Raw genomic sequence first — 21,815 nt, forward strand, 5'->3', positions numbered from 1 at the left:
GGATGACGTCTCTGTATGTAACTGAAGGCGGCGCTTTTATTCGGCGCATAGGCGGCCATGTAAGCATTGGGCGGAATAACGAAGTCTTGATGGAAGTTCCCTTGGAAAAGGTGGAAGATGTTACTGTGGTAGATCATGTCCAAATTTCCTCCAATTTACTCACTGATTTAATTCAGCGCGGAATTCCTATTACCTGGCTTTCTGGAAAAGGACAATATTTTGGTACATTGGTGAATACCCAGCAGGTGGATATTTTTAAGCAGCAGAAACAGTTTGAACTATTGTTAAATGGAAGTTTCTATTTTGAGCTGGCTAAAAAAGTCATAGCTGCCAAGACACATAACCAGTTAACGATATTGCGTCGATATCAGCGAAATGTAGCTGAAGGATTATTGGAATCGCAGATTCATAATATCGTTACGCTGCGGGGACGTATTTTCAGAACCGAAAATGTGCAAGAACTGATGGGTTATGAAGGAATCATCAGTAGGGTATATTTCGATGCGTTGGGGCAGATTGTTCCCGAGGAATTTGCGTTTTCCAAGCGTACCAAACATCCACCAAGAGATCCTTTCAATTCTATGCTGAGCATGGGCTATAGTATGCTCTTTAATGAGATTCTTAGTTCAGTTGTAGGCCAAGGTCTGCATCCCTATGTAGGCTTCTGCCATGCCCTGGCTAAAGGCCATCCAGCCTTGGTTTCCGACTTGATTGAAGAATGGAGAGCTCCTTTGGTGGATTCGTTGGTGCTGAGTTTAGTGAGAAAGCATATGGTGAATCTGGACTGTTTTGACACGATAGAAGAGGGTTGTTTTTTGAATGCAGAAGGACGAAAAATCTTCCTTCAGGCGTATCACAAAAAACTTTGCTCGAACAATCAATATATTGAAGGGGCTCATAGTTACCGGGAATCCATTGCCCAGCAGTGCAGGGCTTATGCAGCAGCACTTAAAAATGAAGATTTTGCCTTATATAAACCCCTGGAGATTTTCTGATGAGAGAAAAAGAATGTATCGTCCTGATTATCTATGACATCGTAGATAACAAGAAACGGAATAAAATGGTAAAGTGTTTGGAACGGTACGGCGTGAGAGTGCAGAAATCTGCTTTTGAGGCACTTTTAGGACGCAAAAAGTATGATCGATTAATTGATGAAAGCCATCGTATAATCGACCCTGCAACAGATTCCTTGCGTATCTATATTCTTGATTCTATTGTGAATGTCTACACCTGGGGACTGGGCGAACGGAAAGAAGAAGACTGCGTGATTTTGTAAGCTAAGAGAATAAGCAAAATTCTCTTTACGGACGACAGTAAGTCCTGTTATACTAAAAAGCAGTTGTTCTGCACTTGATAGTAAAACAGCGCCGGACCGCATGGGGTCTGGCTTTGCAGGTATTTTACCGCTGCTATGTGCACCCATTTCCTCCAATTTTACCAACAGCGCCGTTTTTCCCTGTTTTCAGCCAGGCAGAAAGCGGCTTCCAGGGGCTAGGATTTTCTAAATGATTCCCCGAAAGGGGACGGAAATTCTGGCAGAAATAACGGAATGATTATCAATATCAATTAATTTTCTAAATGATTCCCCGAAAGGGGACGGAAATTCCTGAGCATTTCAGCGATTTTCGTAATTTCCATGATTCATTTTCTAAATGATTCCCCGAAAGGGGACGGAAATTTAAATCATCTGACCATCTTCATCTTCGACATACTGGATTTTCTAAATGATTCCCCGAAAGGGGACGGAAATTATGGATACCCAATGGATACCCATATTTGATTATATAATTTTCTAAATGATTCCCCGAAAGGGGACGGAAATGTAATTCATTTCTCCTTTTTTACAGATACTCAATTTTGCTATTATTTTCTAAATGATTCCCCGAAAGGGGACGGAAATGTCCACCGTTTTCCCCGTGTCTCTGGTGGTTTTTCTATTTTCTAAATGATTCCCCGAAAGGGGACGGAAATCGCAAACGTGTGGTCACTCGTTCATCTATATGAATATCGTCATTTTCTAAATGATTCCCCGAAAGGGGACGGAAATCTTAAGACTTATTCCTTTTACGGCTGTCACTCGTAAGATTTTCTAAATGATTCCCCGAAAGGGGACGGAAATCTTTTGTTGACTTAATCATATACCCTTTGGATGATTTTGATTTTCTAAATGATTCCCCGAAAGGGGACGGAAATGTCGTACTTTAATCCTCTAATAATCTTTTTCATTATTTTCTAAATGATTCCCCGAAAGGGGACGGAAATGCATAAAGCCCATGGTTGTAGCCAATTCGCACCATGATTTTCTAAATGATTCCCCGAAAGGGGACGGAAATGTACAGATACAAAGCATAACAAGCTGCAATCTTTTTGGATTTTCTAAATGATTCCCCGAAAGGGGACGGAAATCCATAAAGTTTTTTGAGGTGCTCAAAGTTTTCTTGTAATTCATTTTCTAAATGATTCCCCGAAAGGGGACGGAAATTGCGTACCGCTCCACGTGGTAATATGACGTTTGGTGCTCATACTAATTTTCTAAATGATTCCCCGAAAGGGGACGGAAATTATAGTAGTGTCAAAGTCAGCCATGAACTAGATAAAAACTATTTTCTAAATGATTCCCCGAAAGGGGACGGAAATTAAGGGGACGGAAACCTCTTTAGTGTCAACCGATATGATTTTCTAAATGATTCCCCGAAAGGGGACGGAAATTTGCCTTGCGGTAACTCTTTGATGCTCTTATCATAATTTTCTAAATGATTCCCCGAAAGGGGACGGAAATAATTTTTTTCATTTTTATACTCCTCCTTTTCATTCTGATAGATTTTCTAAATGATTCCCCGAAAGGGGACGGAAATCTTCAGGGTATAGATAATTTAATCCTTGGTCCCTACAATTTATTTTCTAAATGATTCCCCGAAAGGGGACGGAAATCCCAGCGTGACCTCGTGGCCTCGCTACACTGATATAGTAGCATTTTCTAAATGATTCCCCGAAAGGGGACGGAAATTGGTCCACACGCTGTAACATATCTACATACCGGGTGAAATGAATTTTCTAAATGATTCCCCGAAAGGGGACGGAAATTTTTGCTATATGAGCTTCCTATAGCAAAGACAATTTTTTTAGCTTTTTCCCTTGGAGGCGTCACGATGACCAGTGAGCTAAAGGTTTTACAGCAGCAGTTCCCCCGGGTGCAGGCCTGCTGGGCTGCTATTGTTCTCTACGGGCAGCATTCTGCTACCTACAAATTTGCTTTGGCGCGGTGTCTGCTGGAGCTGGCGCAGCGGGGGCAGAAACGGGTCTCGCTGGAAGAGTTGGCGGTGCCCTATGCCTGGTACTTGTGTATCCACACGGCCAGGGCGCCTCGGCAGTTCACCAGTCGTTCCAGTACGGTGTTTCGCAGCTGTGAGGAGTTCAATGCGGGCAAAATCAACCAGGAGGCGCTGCTGCAGGTGGTGGTGCAGTACGGGTTCAACAATGTTCTTGACGCTTTCCACATTGTAAACGGGGAAGCGGTGCCGGTGCGGTTTTTTGAAAAGCGGTTTGTGGGCAGCAGCAAGGGTATTGTGCTGACGGAGGCTTTGTTTCAGCTGGTGCGGCAGGGGAATGTGCAGCAGCTGCTGCTGGAAGTGGAGCAGCGCTGGGGTGAAGTGGAAGCGGCCTGGGCCAGGGGGAAATGATGAGCTGGGAAAACGACAGGACCATTGCTTACTACAATGCCCAGGGGGAAAGCTACTATGCCCGGACGGTGGGGGTAGATATGGCTGCCAACCGGGACCGGTTCCTGGGGCTTGTCCAGCCGGGTGGGCGCATTATGGACCTGGGGGCAGGCAGCGGCCGGGATCTGGCGGTTTTCCGGCAACGGGGTTTTGCGGCTGAGGGGCTGGAGGCCTCGGAGGTGCTGTGCCGGCTGGCTGGGCAGCACGCAGGGGTCCGGGTGGTATGCCAACGGCTCCAGGACTGGCAGGGGGAGCAACTGTATGATGGCATTTGGGCCAATGCGGTGCTGCTCCACCTGACGAAAGGGGAATGCCGGAAGTTCCTGGGCAGGGTGGGGGACTGTCTGGCGCCGGAAGGTATATTTTATTTTTCCCTGAAATGTGGTATCGTAACAGGGATGGACGGGGAAGGCCGGTATTTTGCCAATTATTCCCCCCAGGAGATCCGGCAGTTGGTGCAGGGAAGTGGGCTGAACTTGCTGGAGCTGTGGGAAAGCGGGGACCTGCTGCAGCGGCAGGGATTTTGCTGGGTGAATGTGCTGGCGAAAAAGTAAGGATGCTTTACAGTCGCTCCAATCAAAAGGAGCGTGGGTTGAAATTATTATTGAACTAACGGATAATTATTATCCGTTATGTCGCCCCTTTTCACAAGGGGCGTGGATTGCCAGTCCAGGGCGTGCTGCCCTGGGCTTTTGTTTGTTTTTACGGTTAGACGTTCGAGGCAAGATGTTATATAATAGGATATTGACAACCCTAAGGGGAATGTTTTTAGGAGGTTATTATGAGAACGAAAGAAGAATTGGCAGGGATTACGGAACTGGGCAGCGGCAAGACTGTTTATGCCAACACCTACAATCCCGGCGTACTGGAATGCTTCCCCAACAAGCACGAGGAAGCGCCTTATATGGTGAAACTGAATTGTCCTGAATTTACCAGTCTGTGCCCGAAGACGGGGCAGCCGGATTTTGGCCGGATTGTGATCAGCTATATTCCGGACCATGCGTTGGTGGAAAGCAAGTCTCTCAAATTGTACCTGTTCTCTTTCCGGAACAACGGGGATTTTCACGAGGACTGTGTGAATATCATCAAAAACGACCTGGTGAACTTGCTGCACCCCAAATATCTGGAGGTGGCGGGGTACTTTAATCCCCGGGGCGGCATCAGCATTCTGCCCTTTGCGGTGTATGCCCAGCCGGACTACCAGGATATGGCCAAGCGGAGAATGGAGGCTTTCATCCATGAGTAAGAAAGCACTGGTGCTTTCCAGCGGCGGGGTGGATTCTACCACCTGTGTGTCGGTGGCGGTGGAGACGTTCGGGAAGGAAAACGTGTCCACGGTTTCCATTTTCTACGGCCAGAAGCACGTAAAGGAACTGGAAGCGGCCCGGAAGGTGGCGGAGTACTATGGTTTGCCCCATTATGAGCTGGATCTGTCCGGGATTTTCCAGTATTCCAACTGCTCCCTGCTCCAGGGCTCCACGGAGGAGATTGTCCATAAGAGCTACGACCAGCAGATTGCGGAAAACGGGGAGGGGAAGGTTTCTACCTACGTGCCTTTCCGGAATGGGCTGATGCTGTCGGCGGTGGCCAGTCTGGCTATGAGCCTGTACGAAAACGATGACGTGGCCATTTACCTGGGGGCTCATGCGGACGATGCAGCAGGGAACGCCTATGCGGACTGCAGCGAGGAGTTTGTGGCTGCCATGGGGAAGGCCATTTCCATCGGCACCTACAACCAATGTCATTTGGAAGCGCCCTTTGCGGGGCTGAATAAGGCCGGGGTGGTGAAACGGGGCCTGGAACTGAAGACCCCCTATGAACTCACCTGGAGCTGCTACGAGGGCGGCGACCGTCCCTGCGGCACCTGCGGCACCTGTATCGACCGGGCCAGGGCTTTTGCGGCCAACGGGGTCCCGGACCCAGCTTTGGAGGAATATGATGTACACAGTAACAAAAAGAATTGAAGTCAGCGGCGCACACCGACTGGACCTGAACTATACCAGCAAATGCACCCACCTGCACGGCCACAACTGGATCATTGATGTGACCTGTCAGCGGGAAGAGCTGGACGAAAACGGCATGGTGGTGGATTTTGGCAAGATCAAGGAAGTGGTCATGGCCCTGGACCATGCGTTCATCAACGATGTGGTGAAAATCAACCCTACGGCGGAAAACATCGCCAAATGGATCCACGACCGGGTTCCCTACTGCACCCGGGTTTCCGTCCAGGAATCGGAAGGGAACGTGGCGATTTATGAAGACTGAGTTTCCCCTGGTAGAGATTTTTGACTCCGTGGAAGGGGAGGGGAAGCGCACCGGCTATATGGCGGTGTTTGTGCGCTTTGCCGGCTGCAACCTGCGCTGCAGCTACTGCGATACGGCCTACTCCTGGAACGTGAAGGACGCGGCGGAGGTGCTGAACCTGGCGGAGCTGCTGGACCGGATCCACAGCTACCCCTGGAAGAAAGTGACCCTTACTGGCGGCGAGCCTTTGCTCCAGCCCCTGGAGGAGCTGTGCGGCATCCTCAGCCAGGAAGGGTACGAGGTGAATATCGAGACCAACGGCGCCGTGCCCCTGCTGCGGGCGCGGCCTGCCGGGCTGTTCTATACCATGGATGTGAAATCCCCGTCCTCCGGCGCCCGGGAAAAGATGCTCATGGGCAACCTGTCCCAGCTGAACGCAGACGACGTGGTGAAGTTCGTGGTGGGCAGCCAGGAAGATTTGGCGGATATGGTCAAGGTACTGGAACAGTACCCCTTTACCGCCAAAGTGTACCTGTCCCCGGTGTATGGGGAGATAGAGCCCAAGGAACTGGTGGAGTTCGTCCGGGAGCACAAGTTGGCCAATGTGTGCGTCCAGGTACAGCTGCATAAGGTGATTTGGGACCCGGCCATGCGCGGGGTGTAGTGGGAATATGATGTAAAATGGGAAAACCAGGCTTTCGGATTGGACGAAAGCCTGGTTTTTTGATGAGAAGAAGGGGCCCTTCGGGCATTCTGAATTGGGTTGGTGCGGGGCGCTACTTAAATGGGTGCAGGCCCATTCGGGGACTGGGATGGTGTTCGCAATGTTGGCCTTTCCGTTCTCTTTAAGGTATATTTTCAAAAACGCGACGGAGCGCTGACTGTTTTTGAAAACACACCCCGCAGAAACGGTGTACCACAAGCTGTAATCAGGCTAGTACTGGCAAATTTGTTGCAGCTACCCTAGTGCGTTTGCGCTGCCCCTCTATCGTGTCCTTACATTGGGCATGGGCCTCTGAAGTGCCGACACCTTACCAAAAGCGGGACCCGCAAGGGCCTATCAGGACGACGATGAAGACTCCAGGACACTGCGGAGTGGCAGTTACATTGCGCAAGTTTGGTACGTGTGTATGCACCCCTCCGGGGTAGCGGGGGCGAGGGGACCTTCCGCCACTGTGCGTTCCAAGGAATTGTGGACGACCCACTACACTTGCGAGGAACGCACGGTGGCGACTTCCTCGTTGGTGCTTCGCTGCGCTCATCACAGGGCATCTTCCAAGGGGGCTTGGAAAATGCCGCAACGAGGCAGATAACTTGAGGTGACGTTCCCGTTTCTTACAATACTCTAGTGCAAGAACCTTGGTCGTACAAGACCCCATCCGCCGGCGAGTTGCCGGCACCTTCCCCGCCTTGGACCACTGTTGGGCGGAGAAGGCAAGCGGCCGGCGGCCGCAAAATATGGGTGAACTTCCTCAGTCATCCCTCTGGGCTGACAGCCCCTTCACGCTTGAAGGGGCCGGCCTTAGGCCCATACGAGTCATGTGCTAAACGGGTTTTGAGAAAAGAATTATGATAGGTAAAAAAATTCTACATCTAACCACATCTAGAACTTGAACAGCAGCGGCATAGAACGCTTCCTGTAAGCGTTGCGGCCGCATCCAAACATCCCCACAGGCATCCAAAGGATGTTTGGTCAATAAGGCCCATGCGACAGCCGTCCAGGAGCCAAGCCTGCAAGGCGATGGCGAATGGAATACGGCGAACCGCTGTAGGAAGTGGCACCGGTAGGTGCCGATAGAAGTTTAATTACCGCTTTTTCGCGGCGCTAGCGCCGCATATGCCTTCCACTTACCAGTGCACTGCTTGGCGTGCACTGGTAAAGAGGAAGGTGCCTGACGCTAGGAAGGCGGATGGGGTTCAAAATCAGGTTGCCTAGGCCAGCACTACACCCGTTGAGAACGTCGACCAAAAATCCGGTACAGAGTTTTCTACAGCAAAAAATTGCCGTAGGCAATTTTTCTGTAGTTGGACTACATAACGGTCCGCACTAGCCCCAAAAGGGGACAGGCCTTTCCCCATTTGGGGAAAGCGGCACCACAGGTGCCGATAGGGGTTTCCAAGCCCGCCTAGGCGGGCTCTATATATTCTTAAAAACACCTCTACACTTTTCGCAGAAAAGTGTAGGTTTTCCTCCTTATTCCCATACTCTATTCCCCCTTGTTCGCCCTAACTTACGTACTTTCACCTAGAAAAACTCCTTCTCGTTCACAAAATGTGTAAGATCTGTCTCATTTCCTCCAATACACATTCTCTTCGGGAAAAAACTCTTTCATTCTCTCCCCCGATAATGGTAAAATAAAATACAGTGTACAATACACATATAAACCTGAGGGGGGTATATTCGTATAATGAAGAAAGTTCCTTTTGTAACGAAAGAAAAGGTCCTGGAGATTGCCAAGACCTATGACACTCCGTTTTATTTGTATGATGAGAAGGGTATCCGGGAGACGGCTCGGAAGATTCGTCAGGCTTTTGCCTGGAACAAGGGTTTCAAGGAATATTTTGCGGTGAAGGCTACACCGCTGCCGAAGCTGCTGGAGATTCTCCAGGAAGAGGGCTGCGGTACGGATTGTTCTTCCTACACGGAATTGATTATGTCCGATGTATGTGGTTTCAAGAAGCATGATATTATGTTTTCTTCCAACGATACGCCAGTAAAAGATATGAAATTGGCCAGTGATCTGGGGGTTATCATCAACCTGGATGACTTTACCATGATTGACTTCCTGGAACAGGTGGCTGGCAGCATTCCGGAAACCATCTGCTGCCGGTTTAACCCGGGCGGGGTGTTCAGCCTGGGCAACGGGATCATGGACAATCCTGGGGACGCCAAATATGGTATGACCCGGGAACAGATTCGGGACGCTTTCAAGATCCTGAAGGAAAAGGGTGCCAAGCATTTCGGTATCCATGCGTTCCTGGCCAGCAACACGGTGACCAACGACTACTATCCGGAACTGGCCCGGCAGTTGTTCCAGCTGGCTGTGGACCTGAAGGAAGAAACCGGCGTGGCCGTGGAATTCATCAATCTGTCCGGCGGCGTGGGCATTCCTTACCGTCCGGAACAGGAACCCAACGACATTCTGGCCATTGGTGCCGGGGTGGAGAAGGTGTACAACGAGGTGCTGGTTCCGGCTGGCATGGGCAATGTGGCCCTGTTCACCGAAATGGGCCGTTTTGTGACGGGCCCTTACGGCGCTTTGATCACCAAGGTGCTGCATTTCAAACATATCTATAAGGAATACGCCGGGGTGGATGCCTGCGCAGCCAACCTGATGCGGCCTGCCATGTACGGGGCTTACCATCACATTACGGTGCTGGGCAAGGAAGACGCACCCTGCGATACGGTATACGATGTGACCGGCGGTCTGTGCGAAAACAACGACAAGTTCGCGGTGGACCGTCCGCTGCCCAAACTGGAAAAGGGCGACTATCTGTTCATCCACGATGCCGGGGCCCACGGTTCCGCCATGGGTTACAACTACAACGGCAAGCTGTGGTGTGCGGAATTCCTGCTGAAGGAAGACGGCAGCATTGAAATGATGCGCCGTGCCGAGACTCCTCAAGATTACTTTGCTACGTTGGACTTCACCGGCCTGTTCGACGATCTGAAGAAGTACGAGTGAATAAAAGCGAGCGGGAAAAGACGCTGCAGGGTATGCTGCACATACCCGGTCTGAAGCTGCGTCTGGCCTTCGAGGGCATTTTGGTGGGAGTGGCGGCCGGCTTATTGATCACTCTCCTGCGTTTGGGGCTGGGTTTTGTGGCTGAACGGCGGGATTCCATGGTGGAATTTCTGCAGAACGTGCCTCCCGCGTACGTCTTATTATGGGTAGGGGCCCTGGTGGTGCTGGCCATCATCATGGGCGGCCTGGTCCGCTGGGCGCCTATGGCAGGCGGCAGCGGCATTCCCCAGGTCCGGGGCATTGTGCTGGGACTGACCAAAAGTCCCCACTGGGCCCGGGTCATCTTTGTCAAACTGGTGGATACGTCCCTGGGTATTGGTGCCGGGCTGTCCATGGGCCGGGAAGGGCCTTCGGTACAGATTGGGGCCATGTCCGGCCAGGGCATTAGCCGCCTCCTCAATAACACCAATCTGGAGGAGCGGGCGCTGATCAGCAGCGGTGCCGGGGCAGGGCTGGCTGCGGCCTTTAACGCCCCTATGGCGGGGGTCATGTTCACCATGGAAACCATCCACAAGAATATGTCCGCCATGGTGATGGTGCCCACCCTGATGGCCTGTATTGTGGCCACGGTGCTGGTGCATTCGGTGTTTGGCTGGGAAACGGTGTTCCTGATTCCCAAAATGCCCATTATGCCGGTGGAATACCTGCCGCTCCTGATCGGGCTGGGGCTTTTTACCGGGCTCATGGGGGTGGCCTTCAACAAGGGCAGCATGAACATGGGGCGCTTTTACGGCCTGCCCATTTTCCGCTACCATTGGATGAAACTGGCATTCCCCCTGCTGCTAACTATTCCCCTGACCTATCTCCTGCCTGAAGTGCTGGGCGCCGGGGATAATATCATCGAGGATATGGTGGAGCTGAAGGGAACGTTGGCCATTCTCCTGGTGCTGCTGGTGGGCAAGTTTGTGTTCACCCTGTTCAGTACCGGGTCCGGAGCCCCCGGCGGCAGCCTCCAGCCCATGCTGGTACTGGGCGCTGTCTGCGGTGCCATCTACGGCAACGTAGCCATGGAAATGGGCTGGCTGCCTCCCGAATACCGGCTCCACATGGTGGTCTTTGCCATGGCCGGGTTCTTTACCGGCTGCGTCCGGGCCCCCGTTACCGCCATTTTGCTGCTGTTGGAACTGACAGGACGGTTCTATCACCTGGTGCCCCTGGGCATCGTGTCCCTGTTTGCCTATGCAGCCGGCGAACTCTGCCACGACACCCCGATCTTTGACGCCATGCTGGAGAAAATCATCGACAAGCACGAGCGGAACAAGAACAACCTGGTGGCCCCCGCCCAGCAGAACCTGCTGGAAGAAGCGGTAGAAGGCGGGTCCCCGGTGGAGGGCAAGACCCTGGCAGAAATCCGCTTCCCGGGCAGAGCGCTGGTAGTCAGCGTCCGCCGGGGCGACCAGGACCTGATTCCCCAGAGAGATACACGGTTACTAGCCGGCGACTATGTGTATCTCATCCCCAACCACGCCAAACTGCGGGAACTGGCACGATTGTTCCGCGCACGGGTGGAAGAACGGCCTGAGTGGGCTGGGAAGCTGGGGGAGGAAAGCGGAGAGAAGAAAGCCGCTGCAGAATCCCCGGTACCTCCAGTAACGCTTGAAGCAGGGAAGAATGGTAAGGGTGGAAAAGCGGCGAAGGAAGAAAAGAAGAAGTAAAAACAAAGAAGAATATGAAAACGACTTGCGAACTCGGGAGAGGGCGCAAGTCGTTTTTTTTGAAGGGAGAGGGTGGGGTGGGGCGTTACTAAAATGGGTGCAATTGGAGTGCTTGTTCGCAATGTTTGCCTTTCCGTTCTCTTTGGGGTATATTTTCAAAAAAGCGACGGAGCGCTGACTATTTTTGAAAACATAGCCACCAGTTGGTGCGGTCAGCGAACCTGAAGTGTGCTGGCTCGGGGTATCCACTCTCCTGCATCACTACCTTTAAAAGAGGTAGTGATGCTTTCCTCTCCCCTAAAGGCGAGAGGTTAAATGCTAGTACTGGCAAAGTTGTTGCAGTCACCATAGTGCGTTTGCGCTGCTCTCCTGTCGTATCCTCGCGCCACAGAACCCCGTCTCTTGGAATCTTGGTTGGCGGGGCATCTTGTCGCTCGGACACTACGGAGAGGCAGTCACGTTGCGCAAGAATGGTACGTGTGTATGCACCCCTCCGGGGCGGTGGGGCGTAGAGCACCTTTCGCCACCCCGCGTTCCAAGGAACTGTAGACGACCCACCAGACTTGCGAGGAACGCGGCGTGGCGACTTCCTCATTTGTGATTGCTTCGCAATCACAGGACCGAAATCAATTTTTGCTAATTGATTTCAGTCGGTAATGAGGCAGAAAGCTGAATACAGGAATGCTTTCGTTGCTTGCAAAAGGCTAGTTCTAGAAGAATGGTAGTGCAGGCCCCATCCGAGGCGCTCCGCGCCCCACCTTCCCCGCTTGGACTGCTGTTGTGCGGAGAAGGCAAGCGGCCGGCGGCCGCAGAAAAGCTGGATAAACTTCCTCTGCCGACTACGTCGGTATCTCCTTCACGCTTGAAGGAGACGTTCGTAATCATCACTGGTCAACTTCATATCAGCACTATATTTTAGATTCTACATGACCAGTAGTGGTTTGGAAGCCTACCACAGTGGTTCGCAGCTAGCCAATCAGCTACGCCCATTTTGGGCTTGCTTCTTGGGCTGCTATCACATGGCTCGCATGAACCAAGAGTCTTTTTATAAACTGTAGACTCTTGGATGCGAGCGCAAAGCGTTGTGGTAGGTGTCAGCCAAAGGCTGACGGAGGAAGTTTAACCAAGTATATGCGGCCTTCGGCCGCATGCCTTCCACTTACCAGTGCACTGCTTGGCGTGCACTGGAAAAGGGGAAGGTGGCGGTGGAATCACCGGCGGATGGGGTTCAAAATCAGGTTGCCTAGGCCAGCACTATACCCGTTGAGAACGTCGACCAAAAATCCGGCACAGAGTTTTCTACAGCAAAAAATTGCCGTAGGCAATTTTTCTGTAGTTGGACTACCTAACGGTTCGCACTAGCCCTAAAAGGGGACAGACCTTTCCCCACTTGGGGGAAGCGGCACCGCTGGTGCCGATAGGGGTCTTCCAAGCCCGCTTTGCGGGCCCGGTCACCTCCCATTTCCGCAGACCGCACTAACCAGCCCAAATCTCTCGCCTGTAGGGGAGAGATGTCACCGAAGGTGACAGAGAGTGGATACCCCGAACCAGCACACTTCAGGTTCGCGGACCGCACTAGCCCCTGCTCAATATGGTATAATAGAATGTATCGATATTTTACTGTCAGGAGGGGGCCTATGGACGAAAGTAGTTTATTCGAAGCGCCGGTGGAGGAGCCGTTGGCGGCTCGGCTGCGGCCGCGCAATTTGGACGAGTTTGCGGGGCAGCGGCAGCTCCTGGGTCCGGGGAAGGTGCTGCGGAATTTGATTGAGGCCGACCGGATCACCTCCATGATTTTTTGGGGTCCGCCGGGGGTCGGGAAGACCACGTTGGCTCAGATTATTGCGCAGCACACGCATTCTACGTTTATCAATTTTTCTGCGGTGACCAGTGGGATCAAGGAGATCCGCACGGTGATGCAGCGGGCGGACGATAATCGGCGCTACGGGAGCCGGACGATTGTGTTTGTGGACGAGATTCACCGGTTCAACCGGGCGCAGCAGGATGCGTTCCTGCCGTTTGTGGAGAAGGGGGCCATTATTCTCATCGGCGCCACCACGGAAAATCCTTCGTTTGAGGTGAACGGGGCTCTGCTGAGCCGGTGCAAGGTGTTTGTGCTGAAGGCGCTAAGTACGGAGGAGATTCTCCAGGTGCTGAACCGGGCGCTGACGGACCCGCGGGGACTGAAAAATGACCATGTGCACATTGCGCCTGAGGATCTGGAGCTGATTGCGCGTTTTAGCAACGGGGATGCCCGGTCGGCGCTGTCGACTCTCGAGATGGTGGCGCTCAACGGGGAGAAGCGGGAGGACGGGCTGTACATTACCCGGGACATCATTGAGCAATGTACGTCCAAGAAGTCCCTGCTCTACGACAAGCACGGGGAGGAGCACTACAATCTGATTTCCGCCCTGCACAAGTCCATGCGCAATTCGGACCCGGATGCGGCGGTCTACTGGCTGGCCCGGATGCTGGAGGCGGGGGAGGACCCGCTCTACATTGCCCGGCGGGTGGTGCGGTTTGCCAGCGAGGATGTGGGGCTGGCGGATTCCCGGGGGCTGGAGGTGGCGGTGGCTGCCTACCAGGCCTGTCATTTTATCGGGATGCCGGAGTGCAGTGTGAATCTGACCCATGCGGTGATCTACCTGTCCATGGCGCCCAAGTCCAACGCTATGGAGCTGGCCTATATGGAAGCCAAGGCGGACGCGGTGAATTCCCTGGCGGAACCGGTGCCTTTGGTGATTCGGAATGCGCCTACGAAGCTCATGGCAGACCTGCACTACGGGGAGGGCTACCAGTACGCCCACGATACCAAGGAGAAGGTGGCAGCCATGCAGTGCCTGCCGGATTCTCTGAAGGACAAGACCTACTACCATCCTACGGAACAGGGGCTGGAAGCCCGGTACAAGGAGCGGCTGCGGCAAATCCGGGACTGGAAGAAAGCCCATGAGAAGTAAGCTAACAAATTGGACACAATTTTGACAAAGAATCGTAAGAACTTTTCCCTATGATAGAGAGGTTAAAGGAGAAAATATTATGATATTGGGCATTGGTGTAGATATATTGGAAGTGGGCCGGATGGAACGGGCCCTGAAACAGAAGGATTTCCGGGAGCAGGTGTTCACTCCGGGAGAGATTGCCTATTGCGAGCGCAAGGGCGCCCACAGCAGTGAATCCTATGCGGCCCGGTTTGCGGCCAAGGAGGCGGTGGGCAAGGCCCTGGGTACCGGGGTGCACCGGAGCCAGCTGCTGGAGATTGAAGTGCTTACGGACGCAAGCGGCCAGCCTTCTCTGCATTTTACCGGGGATATCGCCCGGCTGGCAGGGGAGAAGAAGTTGGGCAGGGCTTTTGTGTCTCTCAGCCATACGGCGGGGAACGCCATTGCCCAGGTGATTTTGGAGGCGGCGCAATGAAACTGATTAAAGGCAGTGTGATGAAAAGCGTGGACGCCCGGGCCATCAACGAAATCGGTATGGCCGAGGCGGTGCTGGTGGAAAACGCCGGCCGGGCTGTGTGTGAAGGGGCTTTGGAGCTGTTGGAAGGTGACGTGCGGGACCGGAAAATCACGGTGCTCTCCGGCAAGGGCAACAACGGGGCTGACGGCCTGGCGGCGGCCCGGGATCTGGCGGCAGAAGGGGCCCAGGTCAGCGTGATTCTGGCAGAGCCTCCGGCGGCCTTTGGTCCGGGGGCGGCGCTCCAGCTGCGGATTCTCCAGTATATGCCGGGCTGCACCTTTGTGGAATGGGCGGAAGAACCGGAGCGGGCTCTCAGCCTGTGCCGGGAAAGCGACCTGATTCTGGACGGGCTTTTGGGCACCAGTTTTCACGGGGTGCCCCGGGAACCGTTAAAATCCCTGATTGAAGCGGTGAACGACCTCCATAAGACCGTTCTGGCCATCGACATTCCCAGCGGGGTGGAGGCGGACACTGGTGCCAGCGTCCTGGCCCTCCAGGCGGACGTAACGGTGACCATGATTGCCCCCAAGCACGGGCTGTACCTGTATCCTGGCGCCCGCTATGCCGGGGAGATTTACCTGGCCGGGCTGAACGTGCCTCCCTGCCTGGTGGAAGAAGCCCCGGGGGCGGAGTACCTGCTGGAGCCGGAAATGGTTCGGGACTGGCTGCCCCGGCGCCGGGCAGATGCCCACAAGGGCGTCAACGGCCGGATTGCGGTGCTGGCCGGGAGTCTGGGCTACGCTGGTGCGGCGGAGCTGTGCAGTAAGGCGGTGGTCCGGGCCGGCGGGGGTCTGGTGACCCTCTACACCCGGCAGGAAGTGCTGGAACCGCTTATTATCAAAAATACGGAAGTGATGGTTCGGCCCCAGCCCAGCTTTGACCCCAAGGACCTGCTGCCGCTGCTTGCAAACGCAGACGTGGTGGCGGCGGGCCCCGGCATGGGCAAGGACCCCCGGACCCAGCAGCTGCTGCGGGAACTGCTGCCCCAGCTGGACCAGCCCCTGGTGCTGGATGCGGACGGGCTGAATGCGCTGGCCGGGCAGGACGACCTGCTCCGGAGCCTGAAGCGGAAAATCTTTACTCCCCACCCGGGAGAAATGGCCCGGCTGCTGAGCCGGCCCATTGGGGAAATCCTGAAGCACCCCCTGGAATGCGCCCGGGAAGGGGCGGAGAAGTGGCAGGCGGTGGTGGTGCTGAAATGCACCCCTGCTGTGATTGCCCTGCCCACGGGAGAACTCTATATCAATACCACGGGCAACGCCGGCATGGCTACCGGCGGCTGCGGCGATGTGCTGACGGGCACGGTGGCAGCCCTTCTGGGCCAGGGCCTGAACCTGGAGAAAGCGGCCTGCTGCGCGGTGTACGCCCATGGGCTGGCCGGCGACCTGGCTGCCGAGGAGCGGGGCCAGATTGGCCTCAAGGCCGGGGACCTGCTGGAAGAGCTGCCCCAGGCTATTGCAAAGATTTTGGAAGTGTAATACTTCCCCGATTTGCCAGGACCCGGCGAAACGTGATAAAATGACCGGGTATAAGAGGAGGTACGATTGTGTTCAAAAAGCTATTTTTACTCTGTGCATGCCTGTTGGCCGTTCTCGGTCTGGGCGGTACGGGACAGGCCCTGGCCGCACCCACCATCCAGAACGTGGTGTACGGCGTCAACCCGGACGGACGGCTTCGGATTGTGCTGGATACCAATACTGCCGCCCGGTATAAAACAGAATTTGTGGGCAACGAGCTTCAGGTGACGGTATACGGTAACCTGAGTTCCACCGTGCCCAAGGTATATTCCTCCTCCAAGGCCCCCTACGTGAAGCGGGTGACCCTGGAACGGAAAATCAACCGGACCATCGTCCATGTGGCCATGAACCGGAGCCTGACCCGGGACGCGGTGAACGTGTTCCCCCTGAAGGCCGACCGGGTAGCCAAGCGGCCCACCCGGGTGGTGGTGGACGTGATTGCCGGCCCGCCCCAGAAGAAGTTCATTCCCAAGCCCAAGGTGCCCAAGACGGCCATTACCTCGCCCTGGCAGCCTACCCGGCCCAGCGTGGCGGCGGATACGGACTTTGGCAGCACCTACTCGGTAGTAGGCGGCATCAAGGGCAAACGGATTACTTTGGACGCAGGCCACGGCGGTTCTGACCCCGGTACCCACGGGCTCATTACCGGCACCTTTGAAAAAGACGTGACCCTGCCCATTACCAAACGGGTGAAGGAACTGCTGGAGCAGCGGGGCGCCATTGTGTACATGACCCGCACCACCGACGTGGACGTGTACGGACCCGATGCCACCGACCGGCAGGAACTCCAGGCCCGGGTGGATGTGGCCGAAAACAGCCACTCCGATATGTTCATCAGCATCCATATCAACGCCAGTGAGAATACCAGCGTAGGCGGCTATTCCACCTACTACTTCCCCAAGACCAAGTACGATATCCAGGTGGCCCAGGCCATCCAGGACCAGCTGATGAAGACCGCCGATGTGGACGATTTGGGCGTACGGTTCGCCAACTTCTATGTGAACAAGAGAAGCACCATGCCCGGTGCCCTGGTGGAATGCCTGTTCCTGACCAACCGGAAAGAAGAGCAGCTGCTGATTTCCCCGGCTTTCCAGGATAAGGTAGCAGAAGCCATTGCCGATGGGATTACGGACTTCTACAATCAGCACCAGGGAGGTTGATGGTAATGATGGAATGGAAAAAGTTTGGGGTAATATGCGTATTGGGACTGACCCTTATGGCGGCAGCAGGCTGCTCTGACGGCAGCAAGAACGCCACCAGTGCCGGCACGCCGGCCACCCAGCAGGCCCAGACCACCAAACCCCAGGGAGTGGAAAAGACCCTGTACCGCAAACCCAAGGACGGCAGCCAGAAACTGGTGGCCGTGAAAACCACGGTTCAGGGGGATACCGCCCAGCAGCAGCTGGAAACCCTGAAGGAACTGGTAGAAAAACAGCCCGAAGGGGATAAGACCTTCCCCAAGAACCTGAAAGTCAACAAACTCACCGTGAAGGACGGCCTGGCTACTGTGGACCTGAGCAAAGAATTCCTCACCCGCCGCGCCGGAGAATATGACACCACCATGATGATCTACGCACTGGTGAACACCCTCACCGAGTTCCCGGACATCAAGAAAGTCACCTTCACCGTCAACGGCGAGCCCGTGGAAGTACTGGGGCAGATGGATATGACCACGCCTTTTGAACGGAACGAAACCTTCTTGCCGAAAGCGTAGGGAGAAGAAAGAATGTGGGATATGACCCCGGCTGTGCAGCGTGCACAGCCGGGGTTGTTTTATTGTGGGGACTGCGGGGTGTAGTGCACACCGGGCCCTCCGGGCAACTTTGATTTTTGTTTGCGATGTTTGCCTTTCCGTCCCCCTGCGGTAGCCCACCACAAAGCTGGTGCTCTTTTGGAAACTTGGGGAGCAATGCTTTGTGGTTGGGCCACCGCATTTGAACGGTGTACGATTCTGACGTAATCAGCCCCGTGGGTCAAGCCTGTTGCAGTTACCATCGTGCGGTTGCGCTGCCACTCTATCGTGTCCTTACTTTGGGCATGGGCCTCCCAAGTGCCGACACCTTACCAGAAGCGGGACCCGCAAGGGCCTATCAGGACGACGATGAAGACTCCAGGACACTGCGGAGTGACAGTTACGTTGCGCAAGAATGGTACGTGTGTATGCACCCCTCCGGGGCGGCTGGGACGAGGGGACCTTCCGTCACCCTGCGTTCCAATGGACCGCAGCCGACCCACCACACTTGCGAGGAACGCACGGTGACGACTTCCTCGTTGGTGCTTGCTGCGCAATCACAGGGCATCTTTCAAGGAGCTTGAAAGATGCCGCAACGAGGAAGACAAATTGATTCGTCTCTAATTTCGTTGCTCTCAATAGGCTAGTACTTATAATTAGGTCCTGCAGGACCCCATCCGCCGGCGAGTACGCCGGCACCTTCCCCACCTTGGACTGCTGTGGGGTGGAGAAGGCAAGCGGCCTGCGGCCGCAAAAAAGCTGGATAAACTTCCTCAGTCATCCCTACGGGCTGACAGCCCCTCCACGCTTGAAGGGGCCGGTCTTAGGCCACTAATGGTCATCTTCTTATCAGCACTATATTTTGGATTTTACTTGACAAGTGGTGGCCTGGACGCCTACCACAAGCGTGTGGTAGGTGTCAGCCGCTAGGCTGACGAAGAAAGTTTAACCAAGTATTTAGCGTCCTTCGGCCGCAGCGGAGCACTCTCCGTCGCCTCCCGGCGCCACCTGCGCCCGCATGCGCGCGAGGTCAACTTCTCTACAAAATTCGCAATAACAATAGACTTTATACTTCTTATCCACACCCACATTGTGCTCATAAAAACTTAAATTTAGGAACGCAATGTAATGTTTTGTTGACTAATCGCGGTTTTCGCGGCCTCCGGCCGCTACTGCCTTCCGCTTACCTGTTCGCTATGCGAACAGGAGAAGGGGAAGGAATGTTCCGCCCCCAGTGCTAAAGCGGAACAAGGATGGGGTTTAAAACCTACCTTCCCAACTCTTTTGCGCTTGCTGCTCTACAATCCACATCCTCCCCCCCTTATGCTTTTCTCTTTTTAGGTTTTATACTTGTTCAGTTTTCTCAGCGAGGTGAAATTCAAATGATAAAAATTTCTATGAACGGCGGGGTTTCCAAAGCCCAGAATCCGTATGTTCCTATTACGGTAGAGAAATATGCAGCGGAGATTGGGCAGTTTTTGCAGTTGGGCATCAAGCATTTCCACATTCATTTTCGGGACGCTGGGGGTAAGGAATCTCTGGAGCAGGAGGTGGTCCTGCCGCAATTTCTGGCTCTCAAGAAACGTTTTCCCAACTGTCAGATTGGTATCGGGTCCCCGCTGCAAAATGGCATGACTGCTGCAAAGCGGCAAAAGGCCATTGCTGCCTGGACCTGGCGGCCGGACTATATTTCCGTCAATGTGTGTGAAGAGGGGAGCTGCGCTTTAAGCAAAACGCTGCAGCAGCTGCAGGTGCCTATCGAATATGGCATCTTTACCCTGGCAGACGCTGAAGAATTTGTGGCGCGGCAGTACAGTCAATCTGCCTTTCGGGTGCTGATTGAAGTCAGCGGAGAAGCCACCGATGAAGCCACGGTGGAAAAGGCTGCAGCTATTTTAACGTTTTTGCAGAAACGGTATCCGGACCTGGAATATCTCCTGCACGGGGAAGATATCCATACCTGGGCAGTCATCCAATATGCCCGGCAAAAGGGCTATGCCTGGCGCATTGGCTTTGAAGATATTGATTGCTTTGCCAATGGGGAAAAAGCCCATTCCAATATTGAACTGTACAAACATTGCATCAGTGAGGCGTAGGGATTACGACGAAATATCCGGGGATTCCCGGCACCACATCACTTCAGGTTCGCGGACCGCAACAACAGCACGGTGGCGACTTCCTCGTTGGTGATTCGCTATGCTCATCACAGGACATCTTTCAAGGAGCTTGAACGATGCCGCAACGAGGAAGACAGCTTATACGTTTCTGATTCGTTACTCTCGATAGGTGCTTGCAATAACCTTGGTCTTGCTGGCCCCAACCGCCTTCCTGCGTCAGGCACCTTCCCCACCTTGGACTACTGTGGGGTGGAGAAGGCATTCGGCCTGCGGCCGCAAAAAAGCTAGATAAACTTCCTCAGTCATCCCTACGGGCTGACAGCCCCTCCACGCTTGAAGGGGCCGGTCTTAGGCCACTAATGGTCATCTTCTTATCAGCACTATATTTTGGATTTTACTTGACCAGTGGTGGCCTGGACGCCTACCACAGTGGTTCGCAGCTAGCCAATCAGCTACGCCCAGTTTGGGCTTGCTTCTTGGGCTGCTATCACATGGCTCGCATTAACCAAGAGTCTTTTGATAAACTGTAGACTCTTGGATGCGACCGCAAAGCGTTGCTGGTAGGTGTCAGCCATTACCTTCCACGTTTACGGGGAAGGGGAATCACCCGTAGGGTGGTGGAAAGGGGGCTGACGAAGGAAGTTTAACCAAGTATTTAGCGTCCTTCGGCCGCAGCGGAGCACTCTCCGTCGCCTCCCGGCGCCACCTGCGCCCGCATGCGCGCGAGGTCAACTTCTCTACAAAATTCGCAATAACAATAGACTTTATACTTCTTATCCACACCCACATTGTGTTCATAAAAACTTAAATTTAGGAACGCAATGTAATGTTTTGTTGACTAATCGCGGTTTTCGCGGCCTCCGGCCGCATTTGCCTTCCACTTACCTGTTCGCTATGCGAACAGGAGAAGGGGAAGGAACGCCCCGCTCCAGTCATAAAGCGGGGCAAGGATGGGGTTCAAAAGTAGGATGCCTGCACTACACCCGTTGAGAACATCGACCAAAAATCCGGTACAGAGTTTTCTGCAGCAAAAAATTGCCCTTGGGCAATTTTTCCGTAGTTGAGCTACCGTCCTTCTTGCACTAGCCCCAAAAGGGGACGAACTTTCCCCTTGGGGAAATGCCGTAAAGCGGCAATAGGGGCGCCCGGAGGGTCAGACCTGCACTACACCCCGCAGACCGCACCAACCTTTAAAGGCTCCTCACTTTATGCGGCCGCATCCAAACATCCCACGGATGTTTGGTCAATAAGGCCCATGCGATAGCGGGATTGGTCTGGCCCCTTCAAGCGTGAAGGGGCTGTCAGCGCTATGAGCTGACTGGGGAAGTTCCAGGACGCAGCTGCGCAGCGAGCCGCGAACCGCTGGGGGAGCTGTCGCCACAGGCTGACTAAGGGAGTCGTATCCATTTCTCAAGTCCTTGGCCGCAGAGAAATGGAATATACGACCCCTGCGATAGCCGTCCGTGAGCCGAACCCGCAGGGTGAAGGTGAACGGAATACGGCGAACCGCTCGAGGATTCCCGGCACCAGCACACTTCAGGTTCGCAGACCGCACCAACGCAAAAAAATATCTAGTTCATGCATTCTTCATATTCTAGGTTTATACTTATCTTGTTACTTTCTACTGAG

The 21,815-nt window shown here is 54.0% G+C and carries 16 protein-coding genes and 1 CRISPR repeat array; all 16 genes read left to right on the plus strand.

The features are described from left to right. Positions 1-2 precede the first annotated feature (2 nt). A complete protein-coding gene (gene cas1, locus LKE88_RS12925) occupies positions 3-995 on the plus strand; it encodes a CRISPR-associated endonuclease Cas1 (RefSeq protein ID WP_105325927.1) in 993 nt (330 codons plus the stop codon). Continuing rightward, on the plus strand, positions 995-1,276 hold the full coding sequence (gene cas2, locus LKE88_RS12930; RefSeq protein WP_105325926.1) for a CRISPR-associated endonuclease Cas2: 282 nt from the start codon (positions 995-997) through the stop codon (positions 1,274-1,276). The genes cas1 and cas2 overlap by 1 nt, the downstream gene beginning before the upstream one ends. Before the next feature lie 220 nt (positions 1,277-1,496). Beyond that, positions 1,497-3,084: direct repeats of the CRISPR family, unit length 35 nt; unit sequence ATTTTCTAAATGATTCCCCGAAAGGGGACGGAAAT. A gap of 65 nt (positions 3,085-3,149) precedes the next feature. Beyond that, positions 3,150-3,680: a hypothetical protein gene (locus LKE88_RS12935; RefSeq protein ID WP_105325925.1), complete on the plus strand. Its 531-nt coding sequence runs from the start codon at positions 3,150-3,152 to the stop codon at positions 3,678-3,680. After that, positions 3,677-4,273 (plus strand): class I SAM-dependent methyltransferase, encoded by a 597-nt coding sequence (locus tag LKE88_RS12940; protein ID WP_105325924.1) that lies wholly within the window; start codon positions 3,677-3,679, stop codon positions 4,271-4,273. Before LKE88_RS12935 ends, LKE88_RS12940 begins: the two co-directional genes overlap by 4 nt. Positions 4,274-4,500: 227 nt before the next feature. Continuing rightward, a complete protein-coding gene (gene queF, locus LKE88_RS12945; protein WP_105325923.1) occupies positions 4,501-4,965 on the plus strand; it encodes a preQ(1) synthase in 465 nt (154 codons plus the stop codon). Beyond that, positions 4,958-5,683 (plus strand): 7-cyano-7-deazaguanine synthase QueC, encoded by a 726-nt coding sequence (gene queC / locus LKE88_RS12950; RefSeq protein ID WP_105325922.1) that lies wholly within the window; start codon positions 4,958-4,960, stop codon positions 5,681-5,683. The genes queF and queC overlap by 8 nt, the downstream gene beginning before the upstream one ends. Then, positions 5,658-5,984 (plus strand): 6-carboxytetrahydropterin synthase QueD, encoded by a 327-nt coding sequence (gene queD, locus LKE88_RS12955; protein ID WP_105325921.1) that lies wholly within the window; start codon positions 5,658-5,660, stop codon positions 5,982-5,984. The genes queC and queD overlap by 26 nt, the downstream gene beginning before the upstream one ends. Further along, on the plus strand, positions 5,974-6,627 hold the full coding sequence (gene queE / locus LKE88_RS12960; protein ID WP_231086390.1) for a putative 7-carboxy-7-deazaguanine synthase QueE: 654 nt from the start codon (positions 5,974-5,976) through the stop codon (positions 6,625-6,627). Before queD ends, queE begins: the two co-directional genes overlap by 11 nt. Before the next feature lie 1,744 nt (positions 6,628-8,371). Next, positions 8,372-9,649 carry a diaminopimelate decarboxylase gene (locus LKE88_RS12965; RefSeq protein WP_118287189.1) on the plus strand — a complete coding sequence of 426 codons (1,278 nt, stop codon included), beginning with the start codon at positions 8,372-8,374 and terminating at the stop codon, positions 9,647-9,649. Further along, positions 9,646-11,364: a H(+)/Cl(-) exchange transporter ClcA gene (locus LKE88_RS12970; protein ID WP_105325918.1), complete on the plus strand. Its 1,719-nt coding sequence runs from the start codon at positions 9,646-9,648 to the stop codon at positions 11,362-11,364. The genes LKE88_RS12965 and LKE88_RS12970 overlap by 4 nt, the downstream gene beginning before the upstream one ends. 1,637 nt (positions 11,365-13,001) lie before the next feature. Beyond that, positions 13,002-14,321, plus strand: a complete 1,320-nt coding sequence (locus LKE88_RS12975) for a replication-associated recombination protein A (protein WP_105325915.1) — start codon at positions 13,002-13,004, stop codon at positions 14,319-14,321. A 79-nt stretch (positions 14,322-14,400) separates the two neighbouring features. Continuing rightward, positions 14,401-14,778 carry a holo-ACP synthase gene (gene acpS / locus LKE88_RS12980; protein ID WP_199614908.1) on the plus strand — a complete coding sequence of 126 codons (378 nt, stop codon included), beginning with the start codon at positions 14,401-14,403 and terminating at the stop codon, positions 14,776-14,778. Beyond that, entirely contained in the window at positions 14,775-16,298 is a 1,524-nt protein-coding gene (locus LKE88_RS12985; protein ID WP_276803859.1) for an NAD(P)H-hydrate dehydratase, read from the plus strand. The genes acpS and LKE88_RS12985 overlap by 4 nt, the downstream gene beginning before the upstream one ends. 68 nt (positions 16,299-16,366) lie before the next feature. Next, positions 16,367-17,497: an N-acetylmuramoyl-L-alanine amidase family protein gene (locus LKE88_RS12990; RefSeq protein ID WP_276803860.1), complete on the plus strand. Its 1,131-nt coding sequence runs from the start codon at positions 16,367-16,369 to the stop codon at positions 17,495-17,497. A 5-nt stretch (positions 17,498-17,502) separates the two neighbouring features. Next, positions 17,503-18,051, plus strand: a complete 549-nt coding sequence (locus LKE88_RS12995) for a GerMN domain-containing protein (protein ID WP_158572373.1) — start codon at positions 17,503-17,505, stop codon at positions 18,049-18,051. A 1,400-nt stretch (positions 18,052-19,451) separates the two neighbouring features. Further along, positions 19,452-20,165: a 3-keto-5-aminohexanoate cleavage protein gene (locus tag LKE88_RS13000; RefSeq protein WP_276803861.1), complete on the plus strand. Its 714-nt coding sequence runs from the start codon at positions 19,452-19,454 to the stop codon at positions 20,163-20,165. Positions 20,166-21,815 lie beyond the last annotated feature (1,650 nt).

This window comes from Acidaminococcus hominis (assembly GCF_022484025.1).
In the GTDB taxonomy this organism is placed as follows: domain Bacteria; phylum Bacillota; class Negativicutes; order Acidaminococcales; family Acidaminococcaceae; genus Acidaminococcus; species Acidaminococcus hominis.

What these genes read in the sequence shown, in the direction of transcription:
- cas1 (WP_105325927.1), top strand. Translation starts at nt 3, where the DNA reads ATGACGTCTCTGTATGTAACTGAAGGCGGCGCTTTTATTCGGCGCATA.
- cas2 (WP_105325926.1), top strand. Translation starts at nt 995, where the DNA reads ATGAGAGAAAAAGAATGTATCGTCCTGATTATCTATGACATCGTAGAT.
- LKE88_RS12935 (WP_105325925.1), top strand. Translation starts at nt 3,150, where the DNA reads ATGACCAGTGAGCTAAAGGTTTTACAGCAGCAGTTCCCCCGGGTGCAG.
- LKE88_RS12940 (WP_105325924.1), top strand. Translation starts at nt 3,677, where the DNA reads ATGATGAGCTGGGAAAACGACAGGACCATTGCTTACTACAATGCCCAG.
- queF (WP_105325923.1), top strand. Translation starts at nt 4,501, where the DNA reads ATGAGAACGAAAGAAGAATTGGCAGGGATTACGGAACTGGGCAGCGGC.
- queC (WP_105325922.1), top strand. Translation starts at nt 4,958, where the DNA reads ATGAGTAAGAAAGCACTGGTGCTTTCCAGCGGCGGGGTGGATTCTACC.
- queD (WP_105325921.1), top strand. Translation starts at nt 5,658, where the DNA reads ATGTACACAGTAACAAAAAGAATTGAAGTCAGCGGCGCACACCGACTG.
- queE (WP_231086390.1), top strand. Translation starts at nt 5,974, where the DNA reads ATGAAGACTGAGTTTCCCCTGGTAGAGATTTTTGACTCCGTGGAAGGG.
- LKE88_RS12965 (WP_118287189.1), top strand. Translation starts at nt 8,372, where the DNA reads ATGAAGAAAGTTCCTTTTGTAACGAAAGAAAAGGTCCTGGAGATTGCC.
- LKE88_RS12975 (WP_105325915.1), top strand. Translation starts at nt 13,002, where the DNA reads ATGGACGAAAGTAGTTTATTCGAAGCGCCGGTGGAGGAGCCGTTGGCG.
- acpS (WP_199614908.1), top strand. Translation starts at nt 14,401, where the DNA reads ATGATATTGGGCATTGGTGTAGATATATTGGAAGTGGGCCGGATGGAA.
- LKE88_RS12985 (WP_276803859.1), top strand. Translation starts at nt 14,775, where the DNA reads ATGAAACTGATTAAAGGCAGTGTGATGAAAAGCGTGGACGCCCGGGCC.
- LKE88_RS12995 (WP_158572373.1), top strand. Translation starts at nt 17,503, where the DNA reads ATGATGGAATGGAAAAAGTTTGGGGTAATATGCGTATTGGGACTGACC.
- LKE88_RS13000 (WP_276803861.1), top strand. Translation starts at nt 19,452, where the DNA reads ATGATAAAAATTTCTATGAACGGCGGGGTTTCCAAAGCCCAGAATCCG.